The 22,527-nt window shown below is 68.3% G+C and carries 19 protein-coding genes; 8 read left to right on the forward strand and 11 right to left on the reverse strand.

The window, feature by feature from the left end; genetic code table 11:
• Positions 1–241 precede the first annotated feature (241 nt).
• Positions 242–1,024, reverse strand: a complete 783-nt coding sequence (locus AAC691_RS03310) for a Bax inhibitor-1/YccA family protein (protein ID WP_342628939.1) — start codon at positions 1,022–1,024, stop codon at positions 242–244.
• A gap of 226 nt (positions 1,025–1,250) precedes the next feature.
• On the opposite strand from AAC691_RS03310, the gene thpR reads away from it, so the two are divergent.
• From thpR to AAC691_RS03335, 5 genes are all read left to right on the forward strand, one after another.
• Entirely contained in the window at positions 1,251–1,832 is a 582-nt protein-coding gene (gene thpR, locus AAC691_RS03315; protein WP_342628940.1) for an RNA 2',3'-cyclic phosphodiesterase, read from the forward strand.
• 270 nt (positions 1,833–2,102) lie between these two features.
• Positions 2,103–4,268 (forward strand): PQQ-dependent dehydrogenase, methanol/ethanol family, encoded by a 2,166-nt coding sequence (locus AAC691_RS03320; protein ID WP_342628941.1) that lies wholly within the window; start codon positions 2,103–2,105, stop codon positions 4,266–4,268.
• A 55-nt stretch (positions 4,269–4,323) separates the two neighbouring features.
• Entirely contained in the window at positions 4,324–5,769 is a 1,446-nt protein-coding gene (locus AAC691_RS03325; RefSeq protein ID WP_342628942.1) for a cytochrome c, read from the forward strand.
• An 86-nt stretch (positions 5,770–5,855) separates the two neighbouring features.
• On the forward strand, positions 5,856–6,560 hold the full coding sequence (locus tag AAC691_RS03330; protein WP_342628943.1) for an NAD-dependent deacylase: 705 nt from the start codon (positions 5,856–5,858) through the stop codon (positions 6,558–6,560).
• On the forward strand, positions 6,557–7,177 hold the full coding sequence (locus AAC691_RS03335; protein WP_342628944.1) for a uracil-DNA glycosylase family protein: 621 nt from the start codon (positions 6,557–6,559) through the stop codon (positions 7,175–7,177). Before AAC691_RS03330 ends, AAC691_RS03335 begins: the two co-directional genes overlap by 4 nt.
• On the opposite strand, the gene AAC691_RS03340 is transcribed toward AAC691_RS03335, so the two are convergent.
• The 3 genes from AAC691_RS03340 to AAC691_RS03350 form a co-directional block, all read right to left on the reverse strand.
• Complete coding sequence (locus AAC691_RS03340; RefSeq protein WP_342628945.1) at positions 7,169–7,903, reverse strand: MarC family protein; 735 nt, start codon at positions 7,901–7,903, stop codon at positions 7,169–7,171. The genes AAC691_RS03335 and AAC691_RS03340 overlap by 9 nt on opposite strands.
• 96 nt (positions 7,904–7,999) lie before the next feature.
• Complete coding sequence (locus AAC691_RS03345; protein ID WP_342628946.1) at positions 8,000–10,075, reverse strand: lysylphosphatidylglycerol synthase domain-containing protein; 2,076 nt, start codon at positions 10,073–10,075, stop codon at positions 8,000–8,002.
• A 50-nt stretch (positions 10,076–10,125) separates the two neighbouring features.
• Complete coding sequence (locus AAC691_RS03350; protein WP_342628947.1) at positions 10,126–11,763, reverse strand: lysine--tRNA ligase; 1,638 nt, start codon at positions 11,761–11,763, stop codon at positions 10,126–10,128.
• A gap of 131 nt (positions 11,764–11,894) precedes the next feature.
• Here AAC691_RS03350 and AAC691_RS03355 point away from each other — a divergent pair, with 131 nt between their 5' ends.
• Complete coding sequence (locus tag AAC691_RS03355) at positions 11,895–14,921, forward strand: ATP-dependent DNA helicase (RefSeq protein ID WP_342628948.1); 3,027 nt, start codon at positions 11,895–11,897, stop codon at positions 14,919–14,921.
• Between the two features lie 85 nt (positions 14,922–15,006).
• Here AAC691_RS03355 and AAC691_RS03360 read toward each other — a convergent pair whose 3' ends face one another.
• The 3 genes from AAC691_RS03360 to groES form a co-directional block, all read right to left on the reverse strand.
• A complete protein-coding gene (locus AAC691_RS03360; RefSeq protein WP_176640679.1) occupies positions 15,007–15,210 on the reverse strand; it encodes a cold-shock protein in 204 nt (67 codons plus the stop codon).
• A gap of 283 nt (positions 15,211–15,493) precedes the next feature.
• A complete protein-coding gene (gene groL / locus AAC691_RS03365) occupies positions 15,494–17,134 on the reverse strand; it encodes a chaperonin GroEL (protein WP_176640677.1) in 1,641 nt (546 codons plus the stop codon).
• 54 nt (positions 17,135–17,188) lie between these two features.
• A complete protein-coding gene (gene groES, locus AAC691_RS03370; RefSeq protein WP_176640676.1) occupies positions 17,189–17,479 on the reverse strand; it encodes a co-chaperone GroES in 291 nt (96 codons plus the stop codon).
• Between the two features lie 281 nt (positions 17,480–17,760).
• On the opposite strand from groES, the gene AAC691_RS03375 reads away from it, so the two are divergent.
• Positions 17,761–18,021: an usg protein gene (locus AAC691_RS03375; RefSeq protein WP_176640675.1), complete on the forward strand. Its 261-nt coding sequence runs from the start codon at positions 17,761–17,763 to the stop codon at positions 18,019–18,021.
• A gap of 38 nt (positions 18,022–18,059) precedes the next feature.
• Here the strand turns inward: AAC691_RS03375 and AAC691_RS03380 are convergent, their stop codons facing one another.
• Genes AAC691_RS03380 through AAC691_RS03395 form a run of 4 tightly spaced genes read right to left on the reverse strand, consistent with a single transcriptional unit; the run spans position 18,060 to position 21,219 of the window.
• Complete coding sequence (locus AAC691_RS03380; RefSeq protein WP_323991190.1) at positions 18,060–18,260, reverse strand: DUF4169 family protein; 201 nt, start codon at positions 18,258–18,260, stop codon at positions 18,060–18,062.
• 43 nt (positions 18,261–18,303) lie between these two features.
• Positions 18,304–19,221, reverse strand: coding sequence for an S-methyl-5'-thioadenosine phosphorylase (locus AAC691_RS03385; RefSeq protein ID WP_323991191.1), 918 nt, complete (start codon positions 19,219–19,221; stop codon positions 18,304–18,306).
• The gene (locus AAC691_RS03390; RefSeq protein WP_323993730.1) at positions 19,211–19,978 is read right to left on the reverse strand and encodes a cytochrome c1; all 768 of its coding nucleotides are present in this window, start codon (positions 19,976–19,978) and stop codon (positions 19,211–19,213) included. The genes AAC691_RS03385 and AAC691_RS03390 overlap by 11 nt, the downstream gene beginning before the upstream one ends.
• Positions 19,979–19,980: 2 nt before the next feature.
• Complete coding sequence (locus tag AAC691_RS03395) at positions 19,981–21,219, reverse strand: cytochrome b N-terminal domain-containing protein (RefSeq protein WP_176640882.1); 1,239 nt, start codon at positions 21,217–21,219, stop codon at positions 19,981–19,983.
• A gap of 177 nt (positions 21,220–21,396) precedes the next feature.
• Between AAC691_RS03395 and hemF the strand changes: the two genes are divergently transcribed.
• Positions 21,397–22,314: an oxygen-dependent coproporphyrinogen oxidase gene (gene hemF / locus AAC691_RS03400; RefSeq protein ID WP_342628949.1), complete on the forward strand. Its 918-nt coding sequence runs from the start codon at positions 21,397–21,399 to the stop codon at positions 22,312–22,314.
• Positions 22,315–22,527: the final 213 nt, after the last annotated feature.

Raw genomic sequence — 22,527 nt, forward strand, 5'->3', positions numbered from 1 at the left:
GATTTTCAACATATTGATAAAAAACGATATGCCTGCGATTGCCTTCGATCACAGCGCCGTCATCCCACTCTTTCCAACGTAGAATAAGTCATATTTTAGCCTGGATCGGGACTGTCCGGCCGCGAATGTTCCGGTCCTGTTCCTGACGCGGCCGCGTCATGAAACGAGTCACAAAAAAAAGCCCCGCCGGATGGCGGGGCCTGCGATGTTCCCCGTCGGGCGGGGCGATGTCGGCGGTGCGTCAGTTGTTCTGGTTGTTCCGGACGCCCATGAACTGAAGCAGGAACTGGAACAGGTTGATGAAATTCAGATAGAGCGTCAGCGCGTCATAGACCGAGCGCTTCGCCGCGGCCTCGGGGCCCTCGTAATAGGCGAATTGCTGATAGGTCAGCTTGATACGCTGCGTATCGAACGCCGCCAGCCCGACGAAGACCAGCACGCCGACGACGCTGTAGAGCATGTAGACGGCCGCGCTGTGCATGAACATGTTGACCAGCCCGGCGATGACCAGCCCGAACAGGCCCATGATCAGGAACGAGCCGAAGCGCGTCAGGTCGGTCCGGGTGACGTAGCCCCAGATCGACATGGCCGAGAACGTGCCCGCCGTGATGAAGAACACCCGCACGACCGACACGCCGGTGAAGGTGAGCAGGATGCTGGACAGGCTGGCACCCATGACGGCGCAGAACAGCCAGAACAGGGTCTGCACCGCCTGGCGCGACAGGCGGTTGATGCCGAGTGACATGACCAGGACGAAGCCGAGCGGCGCGATCATCGCCAGCATGCCCAGGCCGGTCGGCCGGACGGCGACAGCGCCCATCGGCGTGACGACCTGGGCGAAGAACGCCTCGCGCAGGGCGGTATTGGCCACGAGATAGGCCACGATCCCGGTCAGCAGCAGCCCCGATGCCATCCAGTTATAGACCCGGAGCATATAGGCGCGCAGTCCCTGGTCGATGGCCCCGGCGGCGGTGCCTGCGCCGGCGGGGCGCGGCATGGTTCGAAAATCCGGGCTGAAAGCCATGGTGTCCTTCCTCTGTCCGGGCAATCCGGACATCTCGCGTCTGTGATGTGGGGTCCGGCCGGACCGTTTCAAGCAAAAATCGTCCCGGCGCCGAATTACAAACCGGAAACATGAGACAAGACAATTGCACGGTACGGACTATACAGGTCCGGGCGAGGCATGAAAACTTTCCCGTTCGCACGAACGGGCGATCCTGTTCGCAGACGGCGCAGATGGAGAGATCGGGATGCGGTTGTTCGTGGCCTTCGAGATCGGACCGCCGCTGCGCGACGCGATGGCCGCCCTGCGCGGCAGCCTGGGCGGCGTGCGCTGGACCGAGCCGGAGACTTATCACCTGACCCTGCGCTTCATCGGCGAGGTGCGCGAGCGCGCGCGGCAGGAGGAGATCCATCACGCGCTGGCCGCGATCCGCGCGCCGTCCTGCCTGCTGGTGCCCGAGGGGCCGGGCCTGTTCGCACACGGCGAAGGGCGCGACACGCTATGGATCGGCATCGCGCGGACCGACGCGCTGATGCACCTGCAGCGCAAGATCGACACCGCGCTGACCCGCGCGGGAATCGCGATCGCCGACCGGCGGAAATTCATCCCGCACGTCACCATCGGCACCCTGCCGCGCCAGTTCCCGGGGACGGTCCCGTCGGCGGCGCAATCGCCAACGCATTCGACCGCGCTTTCGGCCTGGATGGCGCGATGGGGCGCCACCCCCCTGCCCCCGCTCGAAGCCGCGCAATTCACCCTCTACCGCTCGGTGCGCGGTGCCGGGCAGCCGGTCTATGTGCCGCTGGCCGATTACGATTTCGGGCAATGAGCAGCATTCCGCCGCTTTCACGGGCCGTTAACGTCCGCGACGCTAGAGTGTCCACAACATTCGATTAAGAACAGAATATCATCCATTGTCCGAATAGTTTTCCATTGTCTGAATAATTATCGTCGAGACCAGTCATCGCCGCCGCGGCCGGCCTGGGCGTGTGCGGCGAACCGGACGGAGCTGCTTTGCTCTGTTTTCCGCCGTCTGCTTTCTGCCGAGAGGACATCGGACATGATACGGGCCGCATTCGGACGTTTCGCTGGGCGTATCATGGCAGCCGGCGTAATGGGCGCGGCGCTGTGCGGAGGGACGGAACCGGCGCGGGCCGCGGATTCGGCGCCCGGCGCGACGGACGCGGCGATCCTTTATGCGGACGACCATCCCGGCGACTGGCCGACCTATGGCCGGACCTATTCCGAGCAGCGCTACAGCCCGCTGGCGCAGATCGACCGGTCCAACGTCCGGACGCTCAAACTGGCCTGGTATGACGACCTGAATACCAATCGCGGGCAGGAAGGCACGCCGCTGGTCGTCGACGGCGTGATGTACGCGACGACGAACTGGAGCAAGATGAAGGCGCTGGACGCCGCCACCGGCCGGCTGCTGTGGGAATATGATCCACACGTGCCGGGCGCCATCGCCGACAGGGGATGCTGCGACACGGTCAATCGCGGTGCAGCCTATTGGAACGGCAAGGTCTATTTCGGGACGTTCGACGGGCGGCTGATCGCGCTGGATGCCAGGACGGGCAGCCTGGTCTGGAGCGTGAACACCATCCCGCCCGACGCGGCGCTGGGCCATCAGCGGTCCTATACCGTCGATGGCGCGCCGCGCATCGCCAAGGGACGGGTGATCATCGGCAATGGCGGCGCGGAATTCGGGGCGCGCGGCTTCGTTTCGGCGTTCGATGCCGAAACGGGGCGGCTGGATTGGCGTTTCTTCACCGTGCCCAATCCGACGAACGCCCCGGACCATGCGGCGTCGGACGGCATATTGATGACCCGAGCCTATGGAAGCTGGAGCCCGACGGGGGCGTGGACGGCGCAGGGCGGCGGCGGCACGGTGTGGGATTCGATCGTCTACGACCCGGTGACCGATCTGGTTTATCTGGGCGTCGGCAACGGGTCGCCCTGGAACTACAAATACCGTTCGAATGGCGTGGGCGACAATCTGTTCCTGGACAGCATCGTGGCGCTGAGGCCCGAGACCGGCGCCTATGTCTGGCATTTCCAGGAAACGCCGATGGACCAGTGGAACTACTCCGCCGTCCAGCAGATCATGACGCTGGACCTGCCGATCGACGGGACCATGCGCCACGTGGTCGTGCACGCGCCGAAGAACGGGTTCTTCTATATCCTCGACGCGCGGACCGGGGCATTCCTGTCGGGCCGGAACTATGTCTATGTGAACTGGGCCAGCGGGCTCGATCCGAAGACGGGGCGGCCGCTCTACAACCCCGATGCGCTGTATGCGCTGAACGGCAAGGACTGGTACGGCATTCCCGGCGGTCTGGGCGCCCATAATTTCGCGGCGATGGCCTATAGCCCGCGCACCGGCCTGGTCTATATCCCGGCCCAGCAGGTGCCGTTTCGGTATTCGGGCCAGCCCGGCGGCTTTACCGCGCACCCGGATAGCTGGAATCTCGGCCTGAACATGGCCAAGGCCGGCATTCCCGACAGGCCCGAGGCCAGGCTGGCCTTCGCCCGCGACCTGAAGGGCTGGATCATCGCCTGGGATCCGGTGCGGCAGCGTGAAGCCTTCCGGGTCGACCATAAGGGCCCGTGGAACGGCGGCATCCTGGCCACGGGGGGCGACCTGCTGTTCCAGGGTCTGGCGAACGGCGAATTTCATGCCTATGACGCGACCAACGGCCGCGATCTGTTTCGTTTCGCGGCGCAGAGTGGGATCATCGCCCCGCCCGTGACCTATCTGGCCCATGGCAGGCAATATGTCGCGGTGGAGGTCGGCTGGGGCGGGGCTTATCCGCTTATCCTGGGCGGGCTGGCGCGGACCGGCGGCTGGACGGTCAACCGTTCGCGGATCATCGCCTTCTCGCTGGACGGGACGGAAGCGCTGCCGCCGCAGAACGACGCAGGCTTCCTGCCCGTCAGGCCGCCGGCGAACGACGCCCCGGCACGGGCCGCCAACGGCTATTCCGAATATCAGACCTATTGCGCGTCCTGCCATGGCGACGATGCCGAGGCCGGCGGGGTGCTGCCGGACCTGCGCTGGTCGGGGGCGATCCGCAGGCGGAGCGATTTCTACAACGTCGTCGGATGCGGGGCGCTGACGGCCTTTGGCATGGATCGCTTCGACAGTTCGATGCGGCCGGAGCAGATCGAGGATATCCGCCAGTTCCTGATCAAGCGTGCCAACGACACCTATCGGCGGGAGATCGATGCGCGGCGCAATCCGGCGGCTGTGCCCACGCCATGACGCGGCCGTCGACCCGCGCCGTCGGCATCATGACATCGGGACGGGGGTGAGCGGGATGCGCAGGCTCGTCATGACGTTCGGCGTGATGGTACTGGGCCTGCTGGCGGGCGTTGCATCGGCACGGCCCGATGCGGCAGGCGTGCCGGCACGGCATGACATGACCGGCCCGGCCACGCCGATCGATCGGCCCCTGGTCGATCGGGGGGCCTATGTCGCGCGGCTGGGCGGCTGCGCGGCGTGCCATACCGCGCTGCACGGCCGTGCCTATGCCGGCGGGCTGGAGATCAGGACCCCGATCGGTGCGATCTACTCGCCCAACATCACCCCCGATCCGCGCCACGGGATCGGCCGCTACAGTTTCGCGGATTTCGACCGCGCGGTGCGGCGTGGCGTGCGGCGGGACGGGGCGAGCCTGTATCCCGCGATGCCCTATCCCGCGTTCGCGCGCATGACCCAGGAGGACATGCGCGCGCTCTATGCCTATTTCATCCATGGCGTGCGGCCCGTATCGCAGGCCAACCGGCCGGTGGAGATCGCCTGGCCGCTATCGATGCGCTGGCCGCTGGCGGTCTGGCGCGCGCTGTTCGCGCCCGCGCCGGCCGCCTTCGTGCCGGCCCCCGGCGAGGACCCGGTGGTGGCGCGGGGGGAATATCTGGTGACCGGTCCGGGTCATTGCGGCGCCTGCCATACGCCGCGCGGCTTCGCGATGCAGGAGGTGGCGCTGGATGCGCGCGGCGGCGCGGCCTATCTGTCGGGCGGCGCGCCGATCGACAACTGGGTGGCGCCCAGCCTGCGCAGCGATCCGGTCCTGGGGCTGGGACGCTGGTCCGAGGAAGATCTGTATTATTTCCTGAAATCGGGGCGGACCGATCATGCCGCGATCTTCGGCGGCATGGCCGACGTGCTGGCCTGGAGCACGCGATATTTCACCGACGGCGATCTGCGGGCGATCGCCAGATACCTGAAGCACCTGCCGGCAGTCCCCCCGGCGCGGGGCGATTACGTCTATGACCCCTCGACCGCCGAGATGCTGGACGAAGGCAAGATCGCCGGCGTGGCGGGGGCGGAAATCTATCTGCGCGAATGCGCCGTCTGCCACAGCGTCGACGGCGCCGGCATTCCGCGGCTGTTCCCGCCGCTGGCCGGCAACCCGGTGGTGGTGACCGACGATCCGACATCGGTGGTCAATGTCGTGACCAATGGCGGGGTGCTGCCGCCGACCGACCGGGCGCCGTCGGCGGTGGCCATGCCCGCCTATGGCGCGACGCTGTCGCCGCAGCAGATCGCCGACGTGGTGAACTTCATCCGTACCGGCTGGGGCAACGATGCGCCGGCCAATGTCTCGCCCGCGGAGGTGGTGAGGCTGCGTGACGGAGGGAAGCCGATATCGCCCGGCTGGAATGAATCGGGCGGCGGATGGCTGATCCTGCTGCCGCAGCGTTATGGCGCCGGCTGGACCTTCGCCCCGCGGACCCATGCGGGAATCGATGATGCGCAATAGGCGACGCGCAATAAGAGTGGCATTCGGGCATGATCGCGCCCATCTCTGTCCTTTCCATCGTTCGATGCGTGACGCGAGGCGGGAGCATGCGCAATATCGTCGTCCTGACGGGCGCCGGGATCAGCCGGGAGTCCGGCCTGCACACATTTCGCGACGGCGACGGGGTCTGGAGCCGTCACGACATCGCGGAGGTCTGCACGCCGGCGGCCTTTCGCCGCGACCCGCTGCTGGTGAACGGTTTCTATAACGACCGCAGGGCGGAGGTGATGCGGGCGGCGCCCAATGCGGCGCATCACGCGCTGGCGCGGCTGGAGCGTGCCGCGCGCGACGGGCAGTGGGCGGGCGACATCCTGGTCGTGACCCAGAACATCGACGATCTGCACGAGCGCGCGGGCAGCCGCGACGTCGTGCATATGCATGGCGAAGTCCGCCGGGTGCGCTGCATATCGTGCGGCGCGACGCCGGGCTGGGACGATGATTGCCTGCCGCACACGCCCTGCCCGCGTTGCGGCGCCGCGTCGCTACGGCCCGACATCGTCTGGTTCGGCGAGATGCCCCTGCATATGGAACGGATCCAGGCGGCGCTGGCGGCCTGCGACCTGTTCGTCACGATCGGCACCTCGGGCACGGTCTATCCGGCGGCAGGTTTCGTGGCGCAGGTCTGCGCCCATGCCGACACGCTGGATATCAACCTGCGTCCGCCGGCCGAACCGGGGCTGTTCGACCGGTCCATGGTCGGCCCGGCCAGCCGGACGGTGCCGTGCTGGGTCGCGGAGGTGCTGGCCGGATGAGGCCCGGGACGGAGGAAGCGGCGCTGGAGGCGCTGGTGCGCGAGGTCCGGGCCTGCCGGGCCTGTGCCGGCAGCCTGCCGCTGGGCCCGCGGCCGGTGCTGCATGTCTCGACGACCGCGCGGCTGCTGATCGCCAGCCAGGCGCCGGGCACGCGGGTGCACGAGACGGGGATTTCGTTCAACGACGCGTCGGGGGATCGGCTGCGCGGCTGGCTGGGGATCGACCGGGACCTGTTCTATGATTCCCGCCGCATCGCCATCCTGCCGATGGGGCTGTGCTATCCGGGGCGGCTGGCCGGCGGAGGGGACCGGCCGCCGCGGGCGGAGTGCGCGCCGCTGTGGCGCGCGCGGCTGCTGGCGGCGATGCCGCAGGTGCGGCTGACCCTTCTGGTCGGCGCGTACGCGCAGGCGGCGGTACTGGGACCCGGGCGGGTCGAGGACCGGGTGCGGGCCTATCGCGACCTGGTGCCGCGATATTTCCCCCTGCCCCATCCCTCGTGGCGCACCGGCGCGTGGGAGCGGCGCAACCCGTGGTTCGCCGAGGAGGTGATTCCGGCGCTGCGCGCGGCGATCGCGCCATTCCTGGAGCAGGCCCTAACACGCTCCAGATCAGCCTGAGCCGGCGGCGGCGCGCACGATGCCGAGCGCCAGGCCCTTGATCCCGGACGAGAGGATCTGCACCCCGATGCAGAGCAGGATCAGCGCGGCCAGGCGCGAGACGATGCGCGCGCCGGTCACGCCCAGCAGCGCCATCAGCCGCTCGGCATAGGCGTAGGCCAGCCAGATCGTGGCGGCCACGACGATCGCGGCGACCGACAGCGCGACATAGAAGGCCGGCCAATCGCCGTCGGTCGGGCGCGCCGCGCTGAGCGCGATGGCCACCGAGATGGTGCCCGGGCCGACGGTGAACGGCATGGTCATGGGAAAGAACGCCATTTCCGTCCAGCTTGGGGCGGCGGCGGTGCGGCCGCCCTGCAGGGCCTGCTGTTCCTTGCGGGCGGCAGCGGCCTCGGGCGCCTGCAGCAGAGCCCAGGCGCGCACCGCCACCACCAGGCCGCCGGCGATTCGCAGCGAATCGATGGTGATGCCAAAGAAGGCCAGGATGGCGCTGCCGATCCAGATCGAGGCGATCAGCAGGCTGGCGGAATAGAGGGCCACGGCCCGGGCCAGCGCGCGCGATTCCGAACGCGGCCGGCCTTCCGTCACCTGGGTGAAGATCAGCGCGGCGCCCAGCGGGTTGACGATGGAGAACAGGGCCGGAAAGGCGAGCAGGAACGTGTTGCTGAATTCCGTGACCGCATGTCCCCAATCGCGGGTGACGGCGGCGTGCAGGCCAGGGGGCATGGCGATCGTTCCCGGGCGCGGGTCCGCCGGGCCATCCATGGCGGACGGCCGGGGCGGGTGCGGTCCTGGAACGTGTTTACGAAGACGTGACGCCCGTCAAGGGGCGGCCGGCGGCATTCCGTCGGCGGCCAGCCCGTGCATGGTCGCGCGCACATCCGCGACGCTCTGCGGCAGGCAGCACAGGAAGCTCTGCCGCGTTTCGTCGCCTTCCTGGATCGGCCAGGAGGTCAGGCCCAGATCGTTATAGACGTCCAGCATGGACGGTCCGACGCGCCAGAAGACGGGCTGGCGGCCTTCCTGCACCGCCAGGTCGCGCAGCCACCAGATGGCCGAGGCGCAATCGTCCCATGCGCCGGCGGGATCGCCCAGGCCGATCAGGTAGGGCCCGACGCGCAGGAAGGGCAGCAGGGCCGCGCCGGCCTCGCCGGGCAGCAGGCCCGCCGGCGTCAGGGGGCCCAGATCGTCCAGCGCGTGGTCCAGGGCGTGATAGTGGGCGCGCCCGGCCTCGTCCCACGCCTCGATCGCGATTCGGCCGGGGCGGATCAGGCGGCCGATCATCACCAGCCCCAGCACCACCGCCAGCCCGACGGTCCAGCGCGCGACCCCGTGGGTCGAGGTGAAGAGCATGACCTCCCACCAGCTCCCGCCGACCTCGTCCTGCGGGCCCGAGCAGGCCAGCACCAGGACGCAGCCGATCAGCAGCACCAGCGACAGGATGGTCGGGAATGCCAGCGGTTCGCTGAGGATGCGCGCGTGGCGGTAATAGGAACTGCGGAACGGCGCGATCAGGATCGCGACCAGGGCCAGGATGCCCGGCACGGCGGGGGATGCGCCGCGCAGCAGGGTCAGCGCGGCGGCCCCGATCAGCAGGGCCAGCGTGACCTTCCAGGCCAGGGTCACGCGCTGCGACAATCCGACCGCCAGGCCGATCAGGGCGACGCCGATCAGCGACAGCAGGTAGTCCCCCGCCACGCCCACCAGATGGTGCAGCCCGCCGGCACGGGTCCAGGAGGCGGGATCGAGAATGGTCAGCGCGATCAGCAGCGCGCCGCAGATCGATACCGCGCCCGTGGCCACGACGACCGAGAAATCGGCCTCGCTTTCACGGATGACGTGGCTGGGCCGGGCGTCGCGGGGGCCGCGCAACGGCTCGCGCGGCGCGCCGGCGCCCGGCCGGTCCTTGCGCGCCAGGACGGCGTCGCCGCGCAGGAACAGTTCGTGCCCGGCGAACATCAGCCCGGCCAGGAAGAGCGGGATGATGTAGTAGAACAGCCTGAAGACCAGGATCGTGCTGACGATCTGCGACGGCGGCAGATAGGGGCTGAGCGCCAGCATCATCGCCCCGTCGAACACGCCCAGGCCGCCGGGCACGCTGGCGACCAGCCCGGCCGTGTACGAGGCGATATAGATCGCCAGGAACACGCCATATCCCAGCCCGATCCCGCCCGGCAGGAAAATATAGGCGATGCCCGCCGTGGCCGCGACCTCGGTCGCGGCGACCAGGGTCTGGGCCAGGGCCATGCCCGGACGCGGCAGCGCGACGGTGTACCGCCACAGCCTGAGCCTGGCCAGGCGCAGCCCCAGCAGGATGTAGCCCACCACCCCGATCCACATCGCGACGCCGACGGCGGACAGCACCACATGCGGGATGCGGGCGCCGAGGACCGGGATCGCCCCGGGTTCCAGCACCAGGACCGCGCCGACCAGCGTGCCGGCGCCCAGCAGATAGGTGGCCGAGCAGAACGCGATGATCTGCGCGATGTCGAATGTCCCGAGGCCCCAGTTGCCGTAGAGTCGAAAACGCACCGCCGCCCCGGAAATCGCGGCGAATCCCAGATTGTGCGACAGGACGTAGGAACAGAACGAGGCGAAGGCGGTACGCCGGAAGGACATGCGCCGCCCCACCTGGACCACCGCCAGGCAGTCATAGAAGGACAGGATGAAATAGGAGAGCAGGGTGCAGCCGACGCCCAGCACCAGGGTGGTGGTGGGTATCGTGCGCAGGGCGGCGAGGATGTCGTCCCAGTGCAGGTCGCGGACCTGGTGCTGGACGACGAGGATGGCGGCGATCATCAGCCCCAGCCCGAGCGCATGGGGCAGATGCCGCAGCAGCCGTTGCCAGCCGGGCGGAATACGGGGCGTGCCTGACGTGTTCTGCCGCTTCAGGAACATTGCGAGTCGGGGGGCAGGTCCGGGAGCGTCATGACGGCGATGCCGCTGCTTCAGCCGGCGGCGTCGTCGGATGCGTCGGCGACCGCATCCGCGGCGGGGGCGCGGATCAGGGCCGTTTCGATCAGCGCCACGGTTTCCGACACGCCGTACAATCCGGTGAAGATCCCGAAGCGCGGCCCCTCTTTCTGGCCCAGCAGGACCTCGTACAGGCAGCCGAACCAGTCGCGCAGGGCGGCGAAGCCGTGGCGCTTGCCGATTTCGAAGACCAGGTTCTGCAGCGTGTCCGGGTCGGTGGGCGCGTCTTCGAGCCCGCGCAGGCTTTCGGCCAGGTCGGCCAGGGCGGTGCGTTCGTGCGGCGCGGGCGCGCGGTAGGTCTTCGCGGGGCGCACGAAATCGGCGTAGTAGACGACGGCATGTTCCACCAGCCGCGCCAGCATGGGGCAGGTCTCGGGCGATGCCGCGGCGTCGTAGCGGCGGATGAATTTCCACAGCACGTCGGCGGTTTCGGCATTCGCGACGCTGGCCAGGTTCAACAGCATGCCGAAGCTCAGCGGGCTGCCGTCATCGGCGCCGATGGCGCCGCCATGGATGAACCAGGCCGGATTGGCCAGCAGGGCCGCGTCGTCGGCCGGCGTTTCCCCGGCACGGGCGACATTGGCCAGGTATTCGTCCGCCGCCTTGGGGATGACGTCGAAGAACAGGCGCTTCGCCCGCTGCGGGGCGTTGAACATGTACTGACCCAGGCTTTCCGGCGGGGCATAGCGCAGCCATTCCTCGACCGAGATGCCGTTGCCCTTGGATTTGGAGATCTTCTGTCCGTTTTCGTCGAGGAAGAGTTCGTAGGTCAGGCCGGCGGGCGGTTCGCCGCCCAGGATACGGCAGATCCTGCCCGAGAGCTTGACGCTGTCGATCAGGTCCTTGCCGGACATTTCGTAATCGACGCCCAGCGCGTACCAGCGCATCGCCCAGTCGGCCTTCCACTGCATCTTGGCATGGCCGCCGGTCACCGGGGTTTCGAAGGTCTCGCCCGCATCGTCGGTCCAGCGGACTGTCCCGGCGGCCGCGTCGATCGCATCCATGCGAACCTGCATGACATGGCCGGTGCGCGGATGGATCGGCAGCACCGGGGAATAGGTCGCCCTGCGGTCCGGACCCAGGGTCGGCGCGATGACGGCGACGATTTCGTCATGCACTTCGAGCACCCGGCGCAGGGCGGCGTCGAAGCGGCCGCCGGTATAATAGTCGGTGGACGAGGCGAATTCGTAGGCGAAGCCGAACCCGTCGAGGAACGCGCGCAGCCGCGCATTATTGTGGGCGGCAAAGGATTCATGCGTGCCGAACGGATCGGGGATGCGCGACAGCGGCTTGCCCAGATGTCCGCGCAGCATGTCGCCGTTGGGCACGTTGTCCGGCACCTTGCGCAGCGCGTCCATGTCGTCCGAAAAGGCCAGCAGCCGGGTCGGGCGGCCGGTCAGCCTGGTATAGGCCTGGCGCACCCACGAGGTGCGCGCGACCTCGCCGAACGTGCCGATATGCGGCAGGCCGGACGGCCCGTATCCGGTTTCCAGCAGGGCCGGCGCGTCGGCCGGGGCGCCCTTTTTCTCGACATGGGCCGCCAGCTTCCGGGCCTCGTCGAACGGCCAGGCCTTGGGCAGGGAATTGGGGACGTTGCGGTTCTGTTCGGGCATGATGGGGCGGAAGCTAGGAACTGGAGCGGCACGGGTCAATCCAAACCATACACCAGATCGGCCGGCACCGATTCGCCAAATGCGCGCCGGGAGGGCGACAGCCGGCCGGTTGTCCCCTATATGTTCCTGTCATGGCCGCCGCTTTCCCCCCACCGGACATGCCGCCCGCGCTTGTGGCGCGTCACGGATCGTGCTCGCTGCTGACGCCAGACGGCGAGGTGCTGACCCTGCCGGCCGAGGACGCGCTGCGCGCCTTGCGCGACTGGGCGCCGCCGCTGGTGGTGCATGCGCCGCTGACCGCGCGGCGCATGCGCCTGCAATCCCCGTCACATTTGCCGCCGTGGCTGGACCTGCTGGAACTGTTCCTGTTCGTGCTGCCGGGCCGGACGATTCCGCCGACCGTGCGCGGCCTGGCCCTGGCGCTGGGGCTGGACGAGGCGCGGATCGGCGCCGGCGAAGCCGACCTGCTGCCCGAGCTGGCCGATATCCTGCTGGACCACGCGACCGCCCTGCGCGCCACGCCGTCCGGCGAGGAAATGGCCGCCCTGGCGGTCAGGATGGCACGCGCGGGATGGGCGTGGGGGGCGCCGGTGCTGCAGGCCCTGGGGGCGGCGCATCCCCTGCCGCCCGAAAGGCTGCAGCCGGGCGACGCCATCCGCGTGTGGCGCCGGCTGCCGAAATGGGAGGAGACCGCCCCCCGCCCCTCCCCGTCCAACCATCCGGTATCCGCCGCCGATGCGCGGCGCCGGCTGGCCGAGATGCTGGGGCCCCAGGCGGAAAGCCGTGCGGGACAGGCCGATTTCGCCGGGGCGGCCAGCGCGGCCTTCGCGCCCAGGATGGTGCGGGGCGATCCGCACATGGTGCTGGCCGAGGCCGGGACCGGCACGGGCAAGACGCTGGGCTATGTCGCGCCGGCCAGCCTGTGGGCGGAACGCAATGGCGGGACGGTGTGGATCAGCACCTATACCCGCCACCTGCAGCGGCAGATCGAGGGCGAGCTGGCGCGCCTGTATCCCGATCCGGCGGTGCGGCGGCGGCACGTGGTGCTGCGCAAGGGGCGCGAGAATTATCTGTGCCTGCTGAACATGGAAGAGGCGGTGAATATCGCCGCCAGCCGCCCCGGCGCGTCGGGCGCCACCGTCGCGCTGTCGATGATCGCGCGCTGGGCCGGGGCGACGGCGGATGGCGATCTGACGGGCGGTGACCTGCCCGGATGGTTCGGCGACCTGTTCGGGCGCGGCATGCTGGCCGGAATCGCCGACCGGCGGGGCGAGTGCATCCATGGCGCCTGCCCGCATTACCAGCGCTGTTTCGTCGAACATTCGATTCGGCGCGCGCGGGAGGCCGACCTGGTGATCGCCAACCATGCGCTGGTGATGGCCCAGGCCGCCTGGCATGCGATGGACGGCGACGGCGCGACGGACGAGGACAATGTTCCCACCCGCTATGTGTTCGACGAGGGACATCATGTGCTGGATGCCGCCGACGGTGCGTTTTCAGTCGAGCTGTCGGGGCTGGAGGCGGCCGAACTGCGCCGCTGGCTGCTGGGGGCGGAGGGCGCGCGGTCGCGCGCGCGGGGGCTGAAGCGCCGGCTGGACGACCTGGTCGTCGGGCTGCCGCGGCTGGAGGCGCCGCTGGAGGCGGTGCTGCAGGCGGCGCACGCGCTGCCGCCGCCGGGATGGTCCGCCAGGCTGTCGGCGGTTCTGGCGGCGGTTCCGCCGGCCGCGCATTGCGAACCGGACACCCTGCCGCCGGATGCCGTCCTGCCGGGCGCCGCCTTGCCGATGGCGGTCAAGGCCGAATCCGAGGCCGCGCTGCCCAATCCATGCGAGAGGCTGCTGCATGTGCTGGCATGCCAGGCATTGGCCCGGTCGGCCGGGAGTTGGGGCGGGGGCGCCGACGCGGGCGGGCACCGGCCGGGCGGGGCGATGCCCGGCGCGATCGAGTGCGACCTGCGTCCGCTGTCGGACGAAGCCGGCCCCGCGGCGGCCGCCCTGGCGCGCGCGCTGGACCGGCTGGCCGTCGCGCTGCGCACGCTGGTGGAGCGCTTGCTGGAGCGGCTGGAGGACGATGCGGGCGAACTGGATGCCCCGACGCGCGAGCGGATCGAGGCCGCCATTCGTACCCTACGCCGCCGCGCCCTGTCGCGGGTGGACGGATGGGTCGCCATGCTGCGCGCGCTGGAACAGACGGACGGCGAGGCGTCCGGCGGCACGCCGCAGCATGTCGATTTCATCCGGCTGGACCGGCGCGACGGCCAGCGCCCCGGCGAGCAGGATGTCGGGCTGCATCGCCACTGGCTGGACCCCACCGTACCGTTCGCCGCCGTGCTGGCCGCGCCTGCCCACGGCATCGTGATGACGTCGGCGACGCTGCGCGACCAGAATGGGCATGGCGAGGCCGGCCGGGACGAGCCCGAGGCGGCCGAACGGGCGTGGGAGGCGGCGGAGGCGCGTACCGGCGCCAGCCACCTGCCGTCGCCCGCGTTGCGGGCCGCCCTGGCCAGCCCGTTCGATTATCGCCAGCAGAGCCGCGCCTTTATCGTGACCGACGTGGCGCATGACGATATCGGGTCGCTGGCCGGGGCCTATCGGACCCTGTTCCTGGCGGCCGGCGGCGGGGCGCTGGGGTTGTTCACGGCGATTTCGCGGCTGCGCGCGGTGCATCAGCGCCTGTCGCAACCACTGGAGGATGCGGGCCTGCCGCTCTATGCCCAGCATGTCGACGGCATGGACAACGCGACCCTGGTCGACATCTTCCGCTCGGAAGCCAATTCCTGCCTGCTGGGCACGGATGCGATGCGTGACGGGGTGGACGTGCCGGGCCGGTCGCTGCGGCTGGTCGTCTTCGAACGGGTGCCCTGGCCCCGGCCGGATATCCTGCATCGCGAGCGGCGTACCCATCTTTCCGGCGGGGCGCCGGGCGAATATGACGACCGGATCGCGCGGCTGCGCCTGCGGCAGGCTTTCGGGCGGCTGATCCGCGCCGGCGGCGATCGTGGCGTGTTCGTCCTGCTGGACCGGCGGGCGCCGTCGCGCCTGATGTCGGCCTTTCCGGACGGCGTCGCGGTGCGGCGCGCCGGCCTGCGGGACGTAGCGCAGGAAATCGAGGCCTTCGTGCGCCGGCGCGATGGAAACCCCGATGCGCCGGCATCCTGATACACCGGCATGAAGATAGGGAGGACGTCATCCGTCCCCCCTGCCGTCTGGTCGTCGGCCCCTGTCCCTCGGTCGAGGGAAAGGGTCAGAGCGGCTTGATGTCGGACGCCGCCGCCTTGCCGCGCTCGGTCACGACTTCGTAGCTGACGCGCTGGTTTTCAGCCAGGCCGCGCAGGCCCGCCGCCTGGACGGCGGTAATGTGCACGAACACGTCCTTGCCGCCATCCTCGGGCATGATGAATCCGTAGCCCTTGGTCGCGTTGAACCACTTTACTGTTCCGGTCGCCATAGTCACGTTATCCTTGGCTTTTTCGGCCCCTTGGCCGCGTCGATCAATGCCTGTCCATCGCGCACGTCAGCAGGCCGGAAAGTTCCGGCCCGCTGTCCGTTGCGATGCAGTCCAGTTTATGGGCGCACGGATGGTCCCCGTTTGTCAAACCATGACAACCGCTGGACCCACTTAAAAAATAAGTAAAAAGAAGGCCGCCCGCGAACGGACGGCCTTCCTGTCTCCGGTTGGTCCGGCACTGGTCCGGGGCGGAAACCCGCCGCCGGACCGGCGATCATGGATCTTAGAAATCCATGTCGCCCATGCCGCCCATGCCGCCGGCCGGCGCGGCCGGGGCCTTCTTTTCCGGCTTCTCGGCCACCATGGCTTCGGTGGTGATCAGCAGGCTGGCGACGGACGCGGCGTCCTGCAGCGCGGTACGGACGACCTTGGTCGGGTCGATGATACCGGCCGCGACCAGATCCTTGTACTCGCCGACCTGGGCGTCGAAGCCGTAGTTGTAGTCGTTGGTTTCCAGGACCTTGCCGGCGATCACAGCACCGTCTTCGCCCGCATTGTGGGCGATCTGGCGCAGCGGCGACTGCAGCGCCTTGCGGATGATCTCCGCACCGACGCGCTGGTCGTCATTGGCCAGGCCCAGGTCGCCCAGGGCGGCCGAGGCGCGCGCCAGCGCGGTGCCGCCACCCGGAACGATGCCTTCCTCGACGGCGGCGCGAGTCGCATGCAGCGCGTCGTCGACGCGGTCCTTGCGCTCCTTCACCTCGACCTCGGTCGAGCCGCCGACGCGGATGACGGCAACGCCGCCCGCCAGCTTCGCCAGACGCTCCTGCAGCTTCTCGCGGTCGTAGTCCGAGGTGGTTTCCTCGATCTGCGCGCGGATCTGGGCGCAGCGGCCCTTGATGTCGTCGGACGCGCCGGCACCCTCGACGATCGTGGTGTTTTCCTTCTCGATGCGGACCTTCTTGGCACGGCCCAGCATCGCGAGCGTCACCGTCTCGAGCTTGATGCCCAGATCTTCGCTGATGACCTGGCCGCCGGTCAGGATCGCGATGTCTTCCAGCATCGCCTTGCGACGATCACCGAAGCCCGGCGCCTTGACGGCGGCGATCTTCAGCCCGCCGCGCAGCTTGTTGACGACCAGGGTCGCCAGCGCCTCGCCATCGACGTCTTCGGCGATGATCAGCAGCGGACGGCCGGACTGCACCACGCTCTCGAGCAGCGGCAGCATCGGCTGCAGCGACGACAGCTTCTTCTCGTGGATCAGGATGTAGGGGCTGTCCAGATCGGCAACCATCTTCTCGGCATTCGTGATGAAATACGGAGAGATATAGCCGCGGTCGAACTGCATGCCCTCGACGACGTCCAGCTCGGTATGCAGGCCCTTGGCCTCTTCCACCGTGATGACGCCCTCGCTGCCGACCTTCTGCATGGCCTGCGAGATCATCTCGCCGATTTCGGTCTCGCCGTTGGCCGAGATCGTGCCGACCTGGGCCGTTTCGGCCGGGGTCGTGATCTTCTTGGTGTTCTTCTTCAGCTCTTCGACGACCGCGATCACGGCCTTGTCGATGCCGCGCTTGAGGTCCATCGGGTTCATGCCCGCCGCGACGGCCTTGGCACCCTCGCGGACGATCGCCTGGGCGAGAACGGTCGCGGTCGTGGTGCCGTCACCGGCGACGTCGTTGGTCTTCGACGCCACTTCGCGCACCATCTGGGCGCCCATGTTCTCGAACTTGTCGGCCAGTTCGATTTCCTTGGCGACGGACACGCCGTCCTTGGTGATGCGCGGCGCGCCGAAGCTCTTGTCGAGCACGACGTTACGGCCCTTGGGGCCCAGGGTCACCTTTACCGCATCGGCCAGAATGTCCACGCCCCGCAGCATGCGCTGGCGTGCGTCACCGCCGAACTTTACGTCCTTGGCTGCCATGTCAGAATTCTCCTGTGGGAAACATATCGATCAGAAAGAAACGGAACCGCGATCTCAGCCGATCACGCCCATGATGTCGCTTTCCTTCATGATCAGCAGCTCCTCGCCATTGATCTTCACTTCGGTGCCCGACCACTTGCCGAACAGCACCTTGTCGCCCGCCTTGACGTCCAGGGCGACGATCTGTCCCTGCTCGTTCCGCGCGCCGGGGCCGACCGAGATGATCTCGCCTTCCATCGGCTTTTCCTTGGCGGTGTCGGGGATGATGATGCCGCCGGCCGTCTTCTCCTCGCCGGTCAGGCGACGGACGACCACGCGGTCATGCAGGGGACGAAAGTTCGTCATTATGGATCGCTCCACATCAAAAAAGGTAACGCCCTTGAATAAGCAACGCCACCGGTTTGGCGCGCGCGCCAGGCCGCATCGCTTTGGCACTCTCCGCATGAGAGTGCCAACGAACAGTTAGGATCAGCCCCGTTTCGTGTCAAGCTTTGGCAGCACTTTCTTTCGGTGACTGCCAAGATTTTGAAGATAAAGAATTTTTGTTGAATATCTCGAGACGGGTCTGGCAGGCTGGGTCGACCCGGACGAAGGGGGACGGGTCGTGAGGATACAAGGAGGCGCCCATGACCCTGCGGCTTCAGCTTCGCGATTATCGCCTGACCACTGCCGAGATTCTCTATCGCCTGCCGGACCACCCCGCCCTGCTCCAGACCTATATCTGGCAGAACATGGACATGGCCCCGTCCTTTCCGGAACTGCGCCGCTTCCTGGATTTCTGGACGCGGTCGCTGGATGGGCGGCTGCATTCGGTGCGGGTCGCCCAGCAGGCGCGCCTGGCCGTGCCGTCGGTGCGCCATGCCGGCGCGTGGCTGACCATTCATTGACGTCCCGACGATGTCCCGGCCGACGGCTTCGGGACGGATCAGTCCTGCCCGGGTGCGTCCGGCGCATCGTCGCGGCGCGCGCCGTCCAGCGTGCGCGCCAGGTGTTCGGCCTGCTGCCGCTGCAGGTCGCGCGCGCCGCGCGTGCGCCCGTGCAGGGCACGGTTTTCGGCCGCGACAGCCGCTTTCTGCTGCCGGTCCCGGCGTTTGCGTTCGCGCCGGAGGTTGACGACATTGCTCATGCGACACCTGTAACGCCGGACATCCGCGCCGGACGAAGGGAGATCAGGCCCGGGACAGGATCCGGCCGGCCACCGCGTCCAGCCGGGCCAGCAGGGCGGGGTCGCGCTTGTCGGGCGCGGTAATCAGCGCATGTTCCAGGGCACGGTCGCATCCTGCCCGGCAGGGGCCGCGCGGCTTGCCCAGCGCCGGAATGACGGATTTGACCAAAGCGCGGGCCTTGTCGGCGTTGGAGAGCATGACCTTGACGACCGCGTCGACCGTGACGCTGTCATGGTCGGGGTGCCAGCAATCGTAATCGGTCACCATCGCCACGGTCGCGTAGCAGATCTCGGCCTCGCGGGCCAGCTTGGCCTCGGGCATGTTGGTCATGCCGACCACCGAACAGCCCCAGGAGCGGTAGAGGTTGCTTTCGGCGCGGGTCGAGAATTGCGGGCCCTCCATGACCAGGTAGGTGCCGCCGCGCGTCACGTCCAGGCCGAGCGCGCGGGCCGTGTCCTCGAGCGTATCGCCGATGCGCGGGCAGAGCGGATCGGCCATCGAGACATGGGCGACGCAGCCCGTGTCGAAGAAGCTCTTTTCCCGGGCGAAGGAGCGGTCGATGAACTGGTCGATGATGACGAACCGGCCAGGGGGAAGGTCTTCCTTCAACGAGCCCACGGCCGACAGCGACACGATGTCGGTCACGCCCGACATCTTCAGCGCCGCGATGTTGGCGCGATAGTTCAGGCGCGACGGCGGGATCGGGTGCCCCCGCCCGTGGCGCGGCAGGAAGACGCAGCGCACCCCGTCCAGACGGCCGAACAGCAACTGGTCGGACGGCATGCCCCAGGGCGTTTCCACCGTGCGCCATTCCTTGTCCTCGAGCCCGTCGACATCGTACAGGCCCGAACCGCCGATCAGGCCGATCACGGGTTCGATCGTTTCGGCCGGTACGGTGCCGGAGGCGGGATTAATGGACATTGGACCAGATTCTCCGTTTCAGAACGAATGTCAGGACGGCCAGGAACAGCAGGTAGAGCGTGACCTGCACCCCCAGGCGATGGCGTTCGGCCAGGTGGGGATATGCCGCCCAGGCGAGGAAATTGGTGACGTCACGGGCTTCCTGCGCCGTGGTTGCGGCCGTGCCGTCGGTAAAGGCGACCTGCCCGTCATGCAAGGGCGGCGGCATGGAGATTTCCGCATTGGCGGCATAGGGGTTGTAGAACGCGCCGGGATGGCTGGGCCGGTAGCCGGCGGGCGGCTGCGCGCCATAGCCGGTCAGCAGCGCGTAGATCCGGTCGGGGCCGCCCGGATAGACCAGGGCCAGGCGCGACTGGTCGGGGGGGACGGCGCCGCCATTGGCCGCCGCCGCGGCCTGGGGACTGGCGAAGGGTGCACGGAAATGATCGGCCGCGGTGGCCGGGCGGGTGACCGGCCGCCCCTGGTCGTCGGTGCCGCCGGGCACGCGTTGGCCGGCCGCGATCTGCCGCACCTGTTCGTCCGTCAGGCCGAGCGCCGCGAGGTCGCCATAGGTCAGCGCGTTCATGGCGTGGCAGGCCGAGCAGACCTGGGCATAGACCGCATAGCCGCGCTGGACCGACGCCATGTCGAAATGCCCGAGTGGCCCCTCGAATCCCCAATGGAGGTGCCGGGGCGCGGCATAGGGCGCTGACTGGGCATGGACGGCGGCAGGGGACGCCAGGAACAGCAGCGCGGCGAGCCGCGCCGTCGGCCGCATCGTCACAGGTCGCGGTCCAGCGCGGCGGCGATGCCGTCCGGCAGGACGATCCGCCGTTCGGTCCGCGCCGACAATGGCAGAAGTACCAGGAAATGCGCGAAATAATAGACCACCGCCAGGCGCCCCACGACCATCCAGCCGCCTTCGGCATGGTGGCGGCCGACCAGGCCCAGAAGCACGAAGCACAGCACCAGCAGCCCCATGCAGACCCGGTAGAACGGACGGAAGCGCGCCGAGCGGATGGGGGACGTGTCCAGCCAGGGCACCAGGAACAGGACCAGGATGGACCCCATCGCCGCCAGCAGGCCGCCGAATTTCGAGGGAACGGATTGCAGCATCCCGTAGAAAGGCAGGAAATACCATGCGGGTTCGATGTCGGCGGGCGTATGCAGCGGGTTGGCCGGGCGGAAATTCTCGGCCTCGAACACCAGGCCGGGCATGAAGAAGATCAGGGCGGCGAACAGCACGCCGAACAGGACCAGGCCCAGCGCATCCTTGCTGGTATAGTACGGATGGAAGGGGACCGTCTCGTCCGGCGTCCTGGGTTCGATGCCCAGCGGGTTGTTCGAACCGGTGAAATGCAGCGCCGCGACATGCACCACGACCACGCCCAGCACGCCGAAGGCCACGACCATGTGCAGGATGAAGAACCGGTGCAGCGAGACGTCGCCCGGCGCATCGCCGCCCTGCAGGACATGTTCCAGCCCGGGCCCGATGAACGGGATCGCGTCCACCGCCTTGCCCGCCACATCGGCGCCCCAATAGGACATCTGGCCCCACGGGAGCACGTAGCCGGCAAAGGCGGCGACCATGACCATGAGCAGCAGCACCAGCCCCGTCAGCCACAGGATTTCACGCGGGCGCTTGTACGAGCCGTAATAGAGGCCCCGGAAGAGATGCACGTAGAGCGCCGCCAGGAACAGGCTGGCGCCCCCGGCGTGAACGGCGCGCAGCAGCCAGCCGCTGGGCAACTGGCGCTCGATCGCCTCGACCGACGCGAAGGCACCGGCCGCGGTCGGCGTGTAGTTCACGGCCAGGAAGATTCCCGTCGCCAGCATGATCAGCAGCATGACGGTCAGGATCGCGCCGAAATTCCATAATCCGTTGAGATTGATGGGCATCCGGTATTCGACATATTCCTTGCGGAAGCCCGAGACGACCGGCAGGCGGGCATCGAGCCAGGCGAGCACGCCGCCCTTGTCCCGCGCGTTCGCGGCGTCGCCGGACCCTGCGTCGCTCATGACCCTATCCTTGTCCTTCCAGTTCGCCGCCCAGTTCACTGCCCAGTTCGCCGCGCGGCACCGGTTCTGCCTGCCTTCCATACCGGCGAGCGAGGGTTCCTTGCAATCATTGGCGCAAACAGGCACCCGTATTGCCGCGCCCGACACGGCCCGCGACCGAGATGAGAGGCATTGGCTATGAACGAACCCCGCGCGTCCATTCCCCGCGACATGCTGGCCCATGACGCGCTCAAGGACCCGGCCCGCGCATGGTTCGAGGCATTGCGCGACCGGATCTGCGACGCGTTCGAGCAGATCGAGCGCGCGGCGGAGGACGTGCAGACCCTGCCCGGACGGACCGCGCCCGGCAGTTTCACGCGCACGCCCTGGGACCGGACGAACGAGGACGGATCGCCCGGCGGCGGCGGGGTGATGAGCCTGATGCGCGGGCGGGTGTTCGAGAAGGTGGGGGTCAACGTCTCGACCGTAACGGGCGTGTTCAGCCCGGAATTCCGCGGCACCATCCCGGGGGCGGCCGAGGATCCGCGCTTCTTTGCCACGGGGATCAGCCTGGTGGCGCATATGAGCAACCCGCTGGTGCCGGCGGCGCATTTCAACACGCGGCTGATCGTCACGACCGAGGGCTGGTTCGGCGGCGGCGGCGACATCACCCCGATGTTCCCCGACAGCCCCGCAGCGCAGGCGGATGCCGCGCGGTTCCATGCCGGGTTCCGCGCGGCGTGCGACCGGCACGACCCGGCCTATTACCCGCGCTTCAAGCAATGGTGCGACGAATATTTCTTCCTGCCGCATCGCGGCGAGCCGCGCGGCCTGGGCGGGATTTTCTATGACCGGCTGGACAGCGGCGACGCCGACGCCGACTTCGCCTTCACCCGCGACGTGGGGCTGGCGTTCCTGGAGACCTATCCCGCCCTTGTCCGCGACCGGATGGCGGCACGCTGGACCGCGGCGCAACGCGAGGCGCAACTGGTGCGGCGGGGCCGCTATGTGGAGTTCAACCTGATCCACGACCGCGGCACATTGTTCGGGTTGAAGACCGGCGGAAACACCGAAGCGATCCTGATGAGTCTTCCCCCCGAGGCCCGCTGGCCGTAATGTCCCGTCTTCGCCGCCGGAGGGGCGCCCCCAGCACCTGCCCCGGCACCTGCCATAGACTCGCCCCATTTCGGTGCCAGATGGTTGCTGGAATGGCGCTGGTGTCCCGCCCCGCGGAATTCATATGATGAATTTCGAGATCAGCAGGACATACGGTCGTTGATTTAACTAGTGTCCGCCATGACCGTGAAATCCCCGGGATTTCAGGTTCGG

Origin of the sequence: Nguyenibacter vanlangensis, assembly GCF_038719015.1 — a bacterium.
GTDB lineage: Bacteria > Pseudomonadota > Alphaproteobacteria > Acetobacterales > Acetobacteraceae > Gluconacetobacter > Gluconacetobacter vanlangensis.